This window comes from Candidatus Margulisiibacteriota bacterium, assembly GCA_028715625.1.
In the GTDB taxonomy this organism is placed as follows: domain Bacteria; phylum Margulisbacteria; class Riflemargulisbacteria; order GWF2-35-9; family GWF2-35-9; genus JAQURL01.
Window position 1 is genome coordinate 20862 of record JAQURL010000009.1, and the last position, 15890, is coordinate 36751.

Here is a 15890-nt window from a genome sequence, read left to right on the forward strand (position 1 = left end):
ATTTTGACGATAATAATGTTCGGGAGAGTCTGTTTTTCTGAAAATTCAGGCCCAAATATTGACCGGGGAAAATAACGAACGTATGCTATTAAACAGCAGGGTTTATAACAAAAATAATGACTGAAATTATACAGCCACAAATTTCTGAGGTTAAAAACCTAGAAGGTATTGGTATTGACGGAAATGCCGGTGCCGGGCAATTTATACCTTCATATATTCTGAATATAGAGGAGACACAGAAAGGCAATACTGCCCAGGATGTTGTAGCTCTCTCAGGCAAGAGCGCCACAGCTGATAATTCCAACCAGCAGCAAATCGGTAATGATTTTAGAAGAACATTAGAAAAGGTCAAAGACAATCAGGGGTATGTACTGAACGATAAAACCTTTGCCGCGCTGGAAACGGGCTTCACGGCAATAGACGAAAAATTTAACGCTTATCTGGAAACTACCAGGGGGCGTGGCAGGCAAGTAAATGTGCTTGTGCAGGATTTCAAGCAGTACAGCCTGGAAGTTTTTGAAAAATATGATTTGGCCAAAGGTACTGATAAAATACTGGCGCGAATAGATGAACTAATTAAAACAGATGCTGGAAATGGCGAGAAAACTCTGCTCAAAGATATACAGAAAATTACGGCAGATTTTCAGTCTGATTTAAAAGAAGCCGATTTTATAAATCGGGAATTGCCTTTTGCGCCAGAGACAAAAATCGCAGAACCGGTTATAGAGGAAAGCATTTTTACCGGTGAAAAAATTTTGTTTTCTCAAGCGGAAAAAATGAACGCTCAGTTAACTGTTTGCCAGGAACGGTTATATATAAATCTTGAAAAAAAGGAGCAGAAAATCGCTGGACACGATTTTGATAAAACTATACCTGAACAAGACGCAAGGGTTGAGCAGGTAAAAGATTATGTTATAAATGAGCGAACCCTGAATGTGCAGGTCAACGGAGGTATAAACGAAGCTTATGCGTATGATGGCCAGCAGGACATTAAAGTAACAGATTTCATTGATCCTGACAATGCCGAAGTCCAGAAGTTGTTACAAAAATTAAAAGATGAAAAAGTAATAACCGAAGATATGACAGATGAACAGATAATATCGGCCCTTTATAACTATTTAACGAATAATTTCAATTATATAACGGATAAAACAGGAGAAGGTTGGCAAAAAGCAGATAAAACAATAGCCGAAGGTGGGGGAGATTGTGAGGACCTGTCTATTCTTCTGGCCAACCTTTGTTACGCCGCTGGTGTGAGCCAGAGTAAATTGCAGGTTTATGTGGATGCTGGAACAGAAAAAGAGCAGGGACATGTTGTAGTTGGTTTTAAAAGAATTGATGATACCATTGCGGACCTGGACCTTACCGAAGCTGTGCAAACAAAAAAGGATATTAATTCCGTTTATGACTGTAAGCTTCTTGACGCCACACTTTTTGATTTCAGTTTTAACGAGTATTCAATTGATTCTTATGATGGTTCAACCGGTAAAGATTATGGTGTTTTTGAGGATCCGACAAACGCCAGCAGTTTATATACTTCGGGGATAATTTTGCGTTTCGATGCCACTGAAGAAGATCAGATTGTCAGAGGGTCCATGGGCGCTGATGCTTTTAGCGGTTGTATTAATCAGATGATCGCTTATTATCAAGGTTTAATAAGCGATTATAACAACAACTATCAGAGTGCTTTAAATGATTTTAATTCAAAAGCCGGTGAAGGGGGTGGTTATTACGACAGTAATGGTAACTATATAACTTCTCCTCCTGAATATGATCAGGGATATTTGGATTCCTTACAAAGTACGATTAATCAATTGTCGGGTATGTCTTCATCGGATATTTTTAATCAGCTGGTTGCTTTGGGATATTTAGATGCTTCTGGCAAAATTACAGAAAAATTTACTTATCATGTTACCTCATTGGGATTAAATCCACCTTGTTTAGATCAGCCGGTAATTAACGCTTTACGCAGAGGAGTATACATAAAGTTGGCAACAGTTGAAGGTGTGTATGGATCTCCGAGACAAATGGTGTACACAGGAAATAATTACGCCATGAGTGTATTTTACAAAATAGCAAATGCCATGAGCAAGGCCTGGTGGCTGATACAATGCGCTGTGTTTACCATTCTTAATCAGGGAATAACACCTGAACAAATGGTCGATATCCTGAACAGTTTGCGTCAGGCCATGATGGATGGAAGAGTAGACTGGGACAAAGGTATGACAGTCTATAATGCTTTAATCAATGGCGCAAATGCCGGCATATTGCTGGACGCGTTGCGAAACCCGAGTGAGTTCAATATGTATGTAACGGGTGGGAAAAAGGATTATGGTACGGAATGCACAAAAATCGGCCTGGGAAACCGCAGTGATATTATAGGAGATAGCGGTCTGAGTAGCTGGGCAAGCGGTGTAAGCTATACATCCTGGATGGAATATTATACAGAAACAACAATGGTCAGTCAGTATGCTCCGCAGGTTGGTTCCCCATGGTTTGGAGGAGTTTGTTTTAAGACACTTAATTTTAAAGCGATTGACGACTGCATGCATAAACTGGAAGTGGCGATTGACTGGGGTTGTGGCTTGGCCATGATCGGAGAAACCCTTACAGATATACGCAGTTCGGTGATCCAGATTATTTTCGGGCTGGAAGATTTTAAAAAATTGGAAGTCTTTAAAGCCGGCAGATTTATAGAATTTTTATCAGGGGTACTCAGCAATGTAGATAAAGTTTCCAACGATTTGATGGAAAGAGTGCAGGCCTACAATAACAGAGTTCTGGAAATCAAGATTGAGGCAGCAAAAGCTCTGGCCAGGCAGATGTCGGCGGGTATGAAGAAAAAAGCCGCAGCCTATGAACAAATGCTTGTTGCGGAATTTACTGTTGTTCTTCTTAACCAGATGAAAGCAGTTCAGGAAAAAATGATTGCAGGCATAAAATCTGTTATAGAAATACACATTGCCCGGCTGGAAAATTCTAAAGATCCTTTTAACAAAAAGCGCGCTGAATATTTGCGACAAGCGTTGGAACATAATTATTTTTCCAGTGATGGCGGTAATACCGGCAAAATGAATTTTGACAAAGAATTTGCTTTGACTATGCAAATGCACATGATGAACCTTAAATATACACAGCAGGGTTCAGAACTCACCAAAGACGCGGCTGAAAACGTAAAAGATATCATCATAAAAATTTTATTCGGTATTGATACCAGAAGCGATGTGCGCAGCTCGTTATTAACTTTACTGGATGCTATGACGCAGATCGAGACTATGTGGATACACCGTTATTCCTCTATGCTGGATACCTTACGTCAGGTAAATAATGCTATAAAAGACGCGGAAAAAGCTTATCAGGACGCCAAGCGTGTTTATGACGCTATGGTGCGGGCAGCGAACAGATCAAGTTTTTGGGGTAGTTTTTTAAGTTTTGTAGCCATCGCCGCTGTCTTCGTAGTATTTGCAGCGCCTTATATCGCAACCATTTACGTGGTGCTTGCCTCAGTGGTCTCTGCCTTAGCAACCTTAGCAAGCGCCTACATTCAGATGAAGGGCCAGTTGGACGTACTAAAGGCTATTAAAGAAGGACTGTCTCAGGATTTTTCATTTAAGATTACTTCTCTTTCCAGTCAGTTTTTAAAAGCATTACAGGATATAGATATGAAATATGATCAAGGCCAGTTAACAGGATCCAACAGCTATATACAGACCATGGCTAATATAGCGAAAAATTTTAGACGTCTGATAGCGGCCATGTGGCAATTTGTAGCGATGATGTCCGGCACAAATTTATGGAAGGACAAAGGTGGAGGATTTAAAACAGTTGACGCGGCAAAACTGGCTGAAATGCGGGTAAAGATCATGGCTATTCAGTACCAGATGACTGCGCTTATTATGATCGGGGAAGCAATTCAGGACGCGCATGATATTGTAATTCAAGTCCTTTATCAGATCAAAACAAAAGGTCCGTTGATGAAAGCCTTACAAGGGGCTATGAACGGTATTTTTCAGATTATAAACGACGCGGCCAATTATCAGTGCCAACAGTTGTACGCGCAAGTGCAGGAATATAACCGTGCTTTGCAGCAGCAGTTGGACCTGGCCCGGGTAAACCAGCAGATAGCTTCGGTCAAGGCGCAATTCGGTATTGCCGTTATGGTTTGTGTTATTTCGATAGCCGCGGCTTTTACTGCTGTTGTTTCGCCGCTTTTAGGAGCAGCGCTGTCGCTAGCTGTCAACGTAATAGGGCAATACATGCAAATGCAGGTTGCCAAGGATGATTACAAGTTTGCCGAGCAGATGTATGAGCGTTATAAAGATTTCAGCGCTGAAACCGCGAAAGTACTTTTAGAATACGCTGCCAAGGATTATGAAATAGCGCATCGGGAAGACGAATCACCCACTCAGCGCGCCAGGATTAATGTGCATAACGCTTTACTCCATTTAATGGAAAAGCTTTATCAGAGCATCAATAGCATTACTTTTGCGGACGCGACAATAAATATTGGCAATGAATATATGGGCATTAACCCTGTTTTTCTTTCAGAAATATCCAAAGAAATGGCCAAAATTTTAAATGCCATGCTGGCAGTGTTCGCGGCTTTTAAAGCAGCGGAGGAAATCAGGGCCGTAGTATTGGAAATATGTATGGGAGTGCAGGTAGGGTCCGGCTCATATTACATGATGCAGGCCATACGTATTTTAAGTTCTTTCGCAGCCGGCAGCCTTACAACCAGGGTTGAGCAACTAAACCTGGATATTCAGGCTTATAATCGCATGATAGACGCCAAACATCAAATGGAAGACGCTCAAAAGCAGTATGAGCTGGCCTGCAAATACGCCGCTATCAATATTGCCATATCTATTATTTCTTTCGCGGCAAGTGTCGGTGCTAGTGCCACAGCACCTGGAGTAGATCAAGCCGCAGGTGCTTTGAATAAAGCTTTCCAAACCGTAGTAGCTTTAATGAAAATATTAAGCACGCTTATGAATATGATGCAGCAGCAGGAGCAGATAGACATTCTTAGGGCCAAGCTGGCCAAGGAAACCACCGGGGACCTGAAAAAGTATCAGGAAATGCTTATGAGCTTTTTTGATTCGTTATTCGGCGATACTAACGATCCGTTCCTGCAATTATTAAAAGCAGCGTTGAAATCCATAAATATAGGTATGGTGGAATCCACTGCCGCCGGCCAGGTGGGATTTAATTCGGGAATAATGACTGAAATGCAGTATCTGATAGAAAACGCCTTTGAGACCCGTAAAGCTATTCTGGAGATACACTCGGCCAGAGCGGAGATCAGAGACCTTGTGCGCCAGATGACCATGGGCATCCCGCCGTCTGCCGAGCAATTCTCCATTTCGGAAATGGCCCTGAATTTCTGGGAACAGGCTATAAACCAGATGCTGGGCTATGCCAATCAAACAGTGCATGATTATGTCGATCGTTATAATAAACGCGTACAAGCGGAGGAACGTCTGGCTGTAGAAATAGCCAGAGCCTCCGTTTCAACAATGTTTTCCATGATCAGTATCGCGGCTCAAATGGTCAAAATAGCTGCTATATGGACTAATGACAGCAACAAAATTAATCAAATGAGTGGATTGGATATGTTAAGTAAACTCATGGACCCAGGTGGGCCTATGTCTTTATTTTATGACATTATGAAACAACTGTTGACTTACATGGCAGTAAAAGCAGCCAAAGAAAAGTTTGCCAGGGACGCAGAGGCCAGGGCCAAAGCCGAACATCCCGGAGGTCAGCCATCGGTCCATGCCCATCCCGGGTTAAGTATGAAAGCAATGACTATGCGTTTGGGCATGGTCCTGGGAGATATGCAGATGCAAAATGCCGCGGAATCCATTCTCCAGCATAGAAAAACAGAACTGGAAATAATGCTGGACAAGCTTATGGATAGAATTTTGAAATCTGTAACCCGTGCTGATTATCAAGGTATGGTTGATTTTTTCAAGAGCGCGATAAATTCCGAAGCTGTTAAAAGTATAACGAAGGGGGAAGCTGACTTAAAAAATCCGAAGAATCCTAATCAATCTGGAACTTCTGGTCAAACGGAAAATGAACCAGTATCACCGCCGCCACAGGCACCATCACCACTTGCTGACGCGACTGGAAAAACGTCTCAGTCTCCCGTGATAAACCCTGATGGCAAGCAAGCTCCCCAGGCATCATCATCGCCAGTTGACGCAACAGGAAAAACGCCGCAATCTCCTGCAATAAATCCTGATAGTAAGCAGCCGCCACCAACAACGCCCCCGCCAGCTGACACAACAGGAAAAACGTCACAGTCTCCTGCAATAAATCCTGATAGTAAGCAGCCGCCAGTTACACCGTCGTCACCTACAACAAATCCGGATGGAAAAGCATCAGCAACAGCCCGCTTGAGCTTATGGGATATTTTAAAAAGTTTATTTTCAAAACCGTTTACCAGCAATGATAAAGCCTGGGCTGTTGAGGCACGAAAATATCTTGATAAAAATCCAAATAATGGATCAATGACTGTCGAAAAATGCCCATATCTTAACGCCAACCAGATATCACCCGAATATCATAAAACAAGGCTTGATGATTTTGTAGCAACCTACGCAATAGCTGCGGAGATTCCTCAAACTATTACATCCAGTATAAAATCTCTTACAGGAGAAATAGACAGGCTTACTCATCAGCTGGATAGCGCTATCAAGCAGAATATGCCTCATGCCAGCCACCCTAAATTGCAACCTCCGCGCCTCAGCGATACTATGTCCGATGTACGTGTCGGCGATCTCGGGCTGGAGGATGCCGCTGAAAGAATAGTAAAGCATTTTGAATCCATGGTGGAGAGGATTATTAATGATCCCAAATTGCAGGAACTTATAGGTGATATGCTTAAGCCGAAACCAACAGTATCTCTGCCAAAAGGTGCAGCGGAAGAACTTGATAAGGTGCGACAGAACTCTACATTTAATAAACAGTTGAATCAGGTTATGGAAAAAATGATTAATAGTAATGATCAACAGGTTATTTCTCAATGCAAAAGTGATATGCTGGAGATTGCGAAAAAAACTATTAAAGGTGGAGAATATCCCACACTTGCCAAAATGAACGAAACTGAGGCAGCGCAGGCCTTGCTGGCAACTACAGATATATCCAAATTGCCTTCTTCTGAAAAACTTCAATTTTTATTTCGAGACGGGGCTCAACAGGTTAATGATATTAATGTATTGGACAAGGCTGCAATGAGCCCGGATGCAGCTAAAAAGGTTTTAGATATAATTCTGAAGAATAATAATATATTTAATTATAAAGAAGATTCAACCCAAAACATCAGTAAAGTTTTTGATCAGGTTAAAAATATTAATGAAAATAGCAAAATAGATCAGGATTGCGTGATCATGTATGCCATTTTAGGTGTGATGAAAGCAGCGGGTATAAATGCCAGGTTGAACCTGACCGCAGACGATACAAAAGCTCATGCCTCCATAGTATTTCAGGATCCGAATGATAGTCAGCTCAAAAAATTGGATTTTAACAAAGATGGAATGAAGTTGAGTTCGATATCGGCTGAAGAATATAATAATACTTCAACCGATACCATCAGAGTTATTGGTGTCAGCGGTCGGGTAATTAAAGAAAATCAAATATTGAACCCAACGAATAAATTAATTCAAGATGCTTTGAAGTCTTCCTCGGCTACTTTGGACACAGATGATAAAACCAAAGGTTTTCGTGTGGATGGAAAGACAGAGCAAAAAATCAGTGCTACCGCGGCGTCAATAAATGTGCCTAGTATTCTTACTCCTTCGGCAGTTCCAGCGGAAAAGGCTTTGTCACCGCAGGCAACAGCGCAGACCGGTATAAGCGCATTAACCGTTACCGATAGACTGGACAATATTGAGACCAAAATGACCAGGCTCATGGAAAAGTTGATGCAGCAAATGAGTTCCAGGCGCGACAACTCGACTTCCAGAATTGATGAAGACCAGCAGCAGATCAAACAGGAAGATATGCTTAAGGATTTCAGAGAAAAAGTCGCTGCTACCTTGATAGCGTCTCTTAGCCAGGCTGACAAAATTATCTCTCAAAATCCGGTCGCAGCAGAGCATGAAGTTTCAGCCAGCCCGGACACGCAAATAATGAGGCAGTCTCAGGATGATAAGCTACAGAAGGCTGCTATCGAAGATCAGGTTAATCAAATATCTTATCAGTTGCAGGCAGTTTTAAACCAGGCAGTGAAAGAGACCGCAATGGATTTTAATGTAAGACCGTCATCCAGCAATATAACTCAGGATATCAAAGATTCGTTGAGAGATATGTTAAATATTGTGCAAAAAGACAAACAGGAAATTGAAGAAATAGAAAAAAATAAAGACGAACAAATGCAGCAAATGATGCCGGTTACAGCTTCGCAAACCGTTACTCAAGCTACATCTCAGGTTGCTCAGAAGACTGGAGTTGAGGTGCCTAAAGCCGCTGTTACAGGCATAAGTGATGAACAATTCAAGGAACTGAAGGTGGGAGAAGTTACTAAACAGCTGGAAGTTATAAAAGGTAATATAGAGAATATTTACAGCCCGATAATCCAGATGAACGCACAGCAGATGGACCAGGCAGTAAAAATGGTACTGAATAATTACGAGAATATAGCCAAGAGCGGGGTTCTGGTAAGTCCGGAACTGCCGAAATTGATAACAGAGTTGAAACAGAAAGAAACAATCAAGCTGGAAGATATTAAGAAGCTGAATGAAGCTTTGGAACGGTCTGTGGACAAGAGTTCTCTGGGTAGAGAGCAGAAGATAAAGCTGACCGAGGGGATAGTTGATATAAACAAGAGCATAGATGGTATAGAGCTTACAAAGAAGGGCGGGAAAGTAGAGACGATAATCCGCAACAAGGTGGATACGGTTGAAGAAAAAGTTGAGAAGTTATTGGAGTTGGAGAACCCCGAAGAAGTTATTAAATATATGAAGGCAAACCCGGAAATAATGAAAGCGAACAAGGACCTGCTGGTGAACTATTTAAAAAAGGAAAAAAAATATAAAGATGTGAGCAAAGCTGCACAGGAAATAACAGGACTGATTGATGATATCAAGCTAACGCCTAATGAAAAGAAACAGATGGTAATAAATATTATTGATGACAGACAGCAATTTAAGGATAAAAAAGAAGCTGTGCAGATAATTGTAAAAGATATCAGCATTTTAGCTGAAGCGTTAAGCAAGGAGTTAATCAAGGAAGATGAGTTTAAGGACGCTGTAAACAATCAGATTATAGTGCTGGACCGTCAGGACCGGGAGACCAAAAGGGAAGCGATAGAGCAGATAGTAAGTATTCGGGATACCAGAGAAGGCAGCGCAAGAAATTGCTACCGGGAAGCTATTAAGGAAATAAGCCAAAGCAGTTTGGAAAATGATGAGTTGGTCAAAAGCGTAAGCGGGGCAATAGGTGCGGCGGGGATGGTATCCGCATCCGGTATGAGTCCGGTCACTGCAACTGCGCAGAAATCAGGAACAGAGGTACCTAAAGCTGCTATTACAGGTATTAGCGAAGAACAGTTCAAGGAACTGAAGGTGGGAGAAGTTACTAAACAGCTGGAAGTTATAAAAGGTAATATAGAGAATATTTACAGCCCGATAATCCAGATGAACGCACAGCAGATGGACCAGGCAGTAAAAATGGTACTGAATAATTACGAGAATATAGCCAAGAGCGGGGTTCTGGTAAGTCCGGAACTGCCGAAATTGATAACAGAGTTGAAACAGAAAGAAACAATCAAGCTGGAAGATATTAAGAAGCTGAATGAAGCTTTGGAACGGTCTGTGGACAAGAGTTCTCTGGGTAGAGAGCAGAAGATAAAGCTGACCGAGGGGATAGTTGATATAAACAAGAGCATAGATGGTATAGAGCTTACAAAGAAGGGCGGGAAAGTAGAGACGATAATCCGCAACAAGGTGGATACGGTTGAAGAAAAAGTTGAGAAGTTATTGGAGTTGGAGAACCCCGAAGAAGTTATTAAATATATGAAGGCAAACCCGGAGGTTACAAACGCGAATAAAGGATTGGTAGAAAAATATCTTATGAAAGAAACCATAAATAAGTACCAGGGGAAAGTGGTCCCTGATATTCTTGATGTTTTGACACAACTGAAGATCAGTAATGATGAGAAACAGAAAATCCTGCAGGAAATAATTTCAAGCAAATTAGGTGGTCAGGACAGGGAACGTCAACAACTAATTGCGACGTTGTCTCTTGTTGCGGAAGGCATGGGACGAAAAATACTGGGTAGCGAACCGTTTATTAAGGATCTGGTTATAAATATAAAAGAAAAATTGAAACTGCTAGAGGATAAAGAAAAAAATAATTTATATCAGGAAGTAGCAAACCTTAGAAACAACGCGGACACAAAGGTTAAGACCAGCTATAACCGATTGATAAATGAGTTGGATATTATACAGCCGTTGTCCGCCTCTGCAACGCAACAAAATTCACAAAACACAATAGCTTATTCCAATATTAAAATAGAAAATATCGGGCAGGCTAAACCTGTTTTGCCAACTGCTATACAAGATAATGATGCCAGTTATTCAGGATTAAAAGAGGTAATTGATTTTTACCAGAGAAATTCTGGGCTTATAGAAGATCATTTGCCCCATATTAAACAGTTTCTGCAGCAAGTTTTTGATAATGAAAAGAATGTTGGTTTTGTACAACTTATGAGTCGGTTTATTAGTGAAATGAAAATATCGGCAATAAATAAAGAAAAGATCGTAAATGAATTGCTGGAAAATACTCCGGAAAGAATTGACAGCCAGCAGGATTTTTCTGTGGCCCTGAAACAGGCACTACTTTGCGATCAGTTACAGTCACAAAAATGGTCACAGATTGAGCCGAAGAAACTTGAACTGGCCAAAAAGTTTTCCGGACTTGTAACCGGTCTGGACGAGGAAAACGCTTTGACTATTATGAAACAGTTGCCCGGAGAGATGCAGCAGAGAGTGTTGGGGAACATCGTTAAATTATATGAAAAAAGTCAAAAAGAGGGTTCTGGCAAGGTAAAAGGCAATCTTTATGAACAGTTGCTGGATTACTTTAAAAATAACGGTCTTTTGCATTCGGCAATAGGCTCGATGCAGGCACAATCTGTTGCCCCAAAACCAGCCATATTTGATATAAAAGGTCCTCAAACAGGCAGAGGTGTACCGGGAGGTAGTATAACAGGTATTGAAGAAGAAGATTTGGCGGGAGTTCGTGCAGCCGGGTTAATAAAAAAACTTGAGTCCATTAAAAGCGATATCAAAAGCAGGGCAAATACTGTGAGTAAAACAGAACAAAGGAATGTAAATTATAAGGATTTGATAGCAAAATATCAAAGCCTGAGGGATAGCCGGCTCATTGATAACGAGCAGTTCGCCCAGGAATTGGATTCCCTGCTTGATAAAGAAACTGTGAGTAAAAATGATATTTCCAGATTGAATAGTATTCTAATGGAAGTCTGCAAACAGGATAAAAAGATACCATCAGCTATGGCCCAAAAGATTTTTTCTGTACTCAATACCACTAATCAATATCTGGGCAAGAGCTTGAACTTGCCTGAGGCGATAGTCAGAGAAGATTATACAAAAGAGGGTCTATCTCAGGTAAAGGATTTTTATCAGAGAAATTCCGAACTGGCAGATCGTAGCAGTGCGATAATCTTTGATTATCTGGAAAAAGTATTTCAATGCAATGATAATCCGGAAATAGCGGCAGAAATAGCACAATTCATGAAGAATCTCTTAATCATTAAAGACAAAAAACAACAGTTTTCCGGAATAATACTGAGTAATAAAGCTGCAGATATATCAACTGTTTCAGAGTCAAATCAGAGCATAAAGCAGATTGTTTATATTCAACACTCAGCTCAGGAAAACGTTATTGATTTCGCTGGCAATTTCCAGAAACTGTCACATGGTTTATTAAAGTTTATACTGACACAGTCATTGAGTGCTGCGGTTTCAACCGTAAATCAAATGCCGGCAGAAACCAAGAAGCATATTTTACTCAATCTCTGCAAAGCAAGCTTTGAAGCAGGGAATAAAATGACTAATAGTCATGTGAAGGATAACCGCTATGAAAAATTGTTAAATTATCTGGAAATTAACGCAGACAAAGAAACAAAAATGATTATTAAAGATTTACGCCAGCATCCGCAGACCTATTCGGAACCGGCCATGCAAACCATTCATGACCTGACAGAGTTGTGTGTTCATATCAGAAGTTCGGTGAAGCAGGACCCGGGACAAATTCCAGCTTTCCAAAGTGATTTTTTGTTCAAGATCAAGGAATTATCAAATTATTATGATATTTCTTTACCTGCTGCAAAAACTAATTCGGCAAATCTTGTGAATTCCATACAAATGGCCAGAGCTGTTATGAAACAGATAGAGCTCAGGAGTTATTCCGACCGGACTAGCCGTATGAACTTTGAGCAGTTGTTCATGGAAATGGACAAGATTGAATTGTTTTATGAAATCATTCCTGAGTCGCGTTATTTTATCGAACGTTTGGTAGCGGCTGCAGCTGATAACAGATATACTCTTGTTCCCAGTGATGAGATAAAAGAATTGATAAAGCAGTATCAGGGGTATGAACCTATAGCTCAGGCTTATTTAGAAAAAGTACTGGCAGGTACAGAAGACAAAAAATTTCAGGACAGGTTGCAAATACTGCGTAATCTATTGCGCGAGTCAGCGGCACAGCATAATAATGCGCAAATAGTTTCACTAAGCGCTATGCTTAGTGTGCCTGTGCAGGAACTGATCTCAAGTGTAGTAAATCAGCTCTGGAATAAAAAACAAAAAGAGGATAAAAAAAATATTAATATTATCGGTGTTATCCCGAAAGTGAAAGGTTAAGCTATGGCAATTTCCCCGGATAAAATAAAAATAATTATTCAGGAACTCAAAGAAATTTTTGAATTTTCTATGGGCATTAGAGAAGTTGAACTGCCGGTGGGAATGTTGCCCGAGGATAAAAAGCTTGTTGCTCCGGTGGATCAGGAGCTGAAAAATGCTTATAAACTTATGAATGAGGCTTTAAAGCTGTTTGAAAAACCTAAAGATATGGAAGAAGTAACCAAACAGGTTAATGCTTTGTTAACAAATCTCGGCCCTTTATCCATGCAGCCTGAAGCGCAAGGTGATTCCTTTAAGTTTCTGCTGGATAAACAGGTTCACGAAATAGTTCTGGAAAGGAACTTGATGGTATATTTATATGTTTATGAGAATGAAGATGTACGTCAGTCATATTTTCTGCATACATCCCATGACCTGTCCTCTGTTATTAATTTACTCCAGATTTTCCGGTCCGGTATGCTGGCCACCAAACAGGAAGTGGAAAATTGTGATGCTTTTATAGAAAAAATAAAAAAGGTCGCGGATCAATTTCGTCCGGACTGGAAACAGGTTTACGGGCTTAAACTCCCTGAAACGGGACCCTTTGGGGACAGGCTATATTTTTCAGACAGGGATGTTGAGGAAATAACCAGAGAATTTAAAAACAAATATTATGGCCCTGAACTGGCGCAAAAAATGGCTGAAGAAGATTTACATGATATTCTTAAATTTATTACAGACACACTTGCCAAAAACCCGCAGATAAAAGATAAAATCTTGAATGAACAGTTGTCTGTTATCCAGGATTATTTCAAGTCTGAGGATGATCCTTTACCATATATAATGGAACATCATCCGGAGGTCCAGGAGTATTTCAAACAACTGGTTTCCAAATATACGATTCGCAATAAACTTAATCAGATAAAAAAGGAGTTAGAAGAAAACGAAAAAGAAATGCAAAGTATTTATGCGGCAAAAGAGAAGAAACATAAGTTCGGTCTTATAAAAGAGGCTTTGGAAAAGAACAATGTCGAGGATTTTTTTGCTTTTATAGATGATAAAACACCTGAAGATCAGGAAAAACTTCTGAAATACCTTAAAGAGCAGCCTGATGAATATTTCAAAAAACGAAGTCATTTATTCGCTGACGCTATTTTTAATAATGTTCTGCTGCTGGATAAAGAGTTGGCCGGACGTATAAGCCTGCTTGTTTTTTCTGACTATACTTTGTATGTAGACGAAGCCATGGACGAAGCTGTTAGAAGCAAATTCGTAGAGGAGCTTGCCCAAAACATGCCCAGGGAAATGCCGCCGGAAATACCGGTGCTTAAGCCGCTTGATCCTCAGCTGCAGGAAGCAGCCAAAGTTATCGGCGAAGCTATGGCTGAGGACATGTATAATAAATATGAAAAGGAAATACACAAACTTATGGATAAATATAATCTGGATGAATTTCCTGAGCAGTTTGCCAAATTTATCGGCAGCCATCTGGAAGAAGAACTGGGGAAACTGGGAAAATTGGTATGAAAATAATTCTAGAGAAATTGGCAGAAGTACAGAATAAAAAAGATGTAGACTGGGTTTTTGAAAACCTGTATAAAAAACTTAAGGATGGAATAAGAGGATATTCTGTTAATGATATGATTTTTTTAGGACATCTTACAGGAATTCTTTTTACTTATTATGAAGAAGTTTTTCCGGATTCTGGAAAATATAATATGGTCAGAGACTTAATTGTCGATCTTTTTGTAAAAGAGATAAAAATGGGTTTAACCGATGAATTTAAAAATATTCTTTTCGCTTATCCACTGGATGTTATAGAAGGTATTCAAAATATGAAACCCACAGATGATCTGGAAGTGATTTTAAAATTCCGGAAAATAGAACAGGGCCTGAATTCCATGTGGGACACGCAGATGGCAAAAGAGCCGGCCACAGATGAGTTTGATGTTGATGGCGGCAAATCTGAAATAGACCGGATTTTCAGCGCTGAAAATCTCTCCCGGATTTCTGACAGGACCATTGATTATGTCGCTGAAACCATACAGAAACTAAAAGATAAAGTATTGCCTTTAACCAGGGATACATTAAAAAAAATGGAAGATGACCTTAAAAAACTGGATGCTGAAATTCTGAAGAATTCGAACGAGCTGCCAGCTTATGTAACAACAAGACGTTTTGATGAAGCCACAGTTGAGGAATGGATCAAGGTGCTGGATGATGAAAAGTTGTTTGATTATAATAAAGCCGTTCCTATAAAAAAAGTAGAAATAAAAGCGGAAAAAGTCGGGAAACAGCAAGAGGCCGCAAGTTATCAGTTAAAAGATATAGATGAAGCGAAAAACAAAAAAATTACACGGGATATTGTAAACAAAGAAATGAGTGAGATCAGAAAAGACGTTACAAAAAAAGATCTGACCAGGCAGGTTGACAGAAAAATCGACAAACTGCCGCCGGATTTGCAAAAAACAAAGCCTGTTGCTGAACAGTCAGTCCGGAAGCAGCATGAGGATAAAGTTGCGCAGAATTTACAACCCGTAAAGAAAGAAGTGCTTAAGCCGGAGAATAAAATTCACTATGATCAGGAAAAAGTTGTCAGGGACCTCAAACAAAAACACAAAGGGTCACGTTCAATTTGAAATATTTTTTGCTTCCCGTGTTTTAATATCACTTTCCAGTTGTTTTTTTTTGGAATAAAGATAACCCAGAAATGATTGACGGATAATAAATGCGACAACGAGTATGGCCAGAGCCCAGATAACTAAGAAGGCAATTATCATTTTTTCTTCTTTTTGTTATTTTTGTAGGAATTGTTAGAATCACCGTTGGTCTGTTTGCTGTCGGTGAGAGTTTGGGCTAGATTGAACTTGTCCACGTCCAGAATAAAAGAGCGTTTGTTTTGTTTATCCTGTTTAACGAATAACACAAGCAGTGCTATGGAAATTAAGAGTAAAATCACCAGAGGTAAACGAATTATGAAACCTTCAAGCATAACAATATTATAGCATAAATCTTTCC

At 40.2% G+C, this 15890-nt stretch carries 5 protein-coding genes; 3 read left to right on the top strand and 2 right to left on the bottom strand.

Translation table 11 applies throughout. The features are described 5' to 3' along the window. Window positions 1-116: 116 nt before the first annotated feature. The 3 genes from PHV30_02505 to PHV30_02515 are packed head-to-tail and all read left to right on the top strand — an operon-like array spanning window position 117 to window position 15511. On the top strand, window positions 117-12893 hold the full coding sequence (locus PHV30_02505) for a hypothetical protein (protein ID MDD5455887.1): 12777 nt from the start codon (window positions 117-119) through the stop codon (window positions 12891-12893). Window positions 12894-12896: 3 nt separating this feature from the next. Further along, on the top strand, window positions 12897-14399 hold the full coding sequence (locus PHV30_02510; GenBank protein MDD5455888.1) for a hypothetical protein: 1503 nt from the start codon (window positions 12897-12899) through the stop codon (window positions 14397-14399). Continuing rightward, window positions 14396-15511, top strand: coding sequence for a hypothetical protein (locus PHV30_02515; GenBank protein ID MDD5455889.1), 1116 nt, complete (start codon window positions 14396-14398; stop codon window positions 15509-15511). Before PHV30_02510 ends, PHV30_02515 begins: the two co-directional genes overlap by 4 nt. Here the strand turns inward: PHV30_02515 and PHV30_02520 are convergent. Further along, on the bottom strand, window positions 15503-15652 hold the full coding sequence (locus PHV30_02520) for a hypothetical protein (GenBank protein ID MDD5455890.1): 150 nt from the start codon (window positions 15650-15652) through the stop codon (window positions 15503-15505). The genes PHV30_02515 and PHV30_02520 overlap by 9 nt on opposite strands. Continuing rightward, on the bottom strand, window positions 15649-15864 hold the full coding sequence (locus tag PHV30_02525; GenBank protein MDD5455891.1) for a hypothetical protein: 216 nt from the start codon (window positions 15862-15864) through the stop codon (window positions 15649-15651). The genes PHV30_02520 and PHV30_02525 overlap by 4 nt, the downstream gene beginning before the upstream one ends. Between the last annotated feature and the right edge of the window lie 26 nt (window positions 15865-15890).

What these genes read in the sequence shown, in the direction of transcription:
- PHV30_02505 (MDD5455887.1), top strand. Translation starts at nt 117, where the DNA reads ATGACTGAAATTATACAGCCACAAATTTCTGAGGTTAAAAACCTAGAA.
- PHV30_02510 (MDD5455888.1), top strand. Translation starts at nt 12,897, where the DNA reads ATGGCAATTTCCCCGGATAAAATAAAAATAATTATTCAGGAACTCAAA.
- PHV30_02515 (MDD5455889.1), top strand. Translation starts at nt 14,396, where the DNA reads ATGAAAATAATTCTAGAGAAATTGGCAGAAGTACAGAATAAAAAAGAT.
- PHV30_02520 (MDD5455890.1), bottom strand. Translation starts at nt 15,652, where the DNA reads ATGATAATTGCCTTCTTAGTTATCTGGGCTCTGGCCATACTCGTTGTC.
- PHV30_02525 (MDD5455891.1), bottom strand. Translation starts at nt 15,864, where the DNA reads ATGCTTGAAGGTTTCATAATTCGTTTACCTCTGGTGATTTTACTCTTA.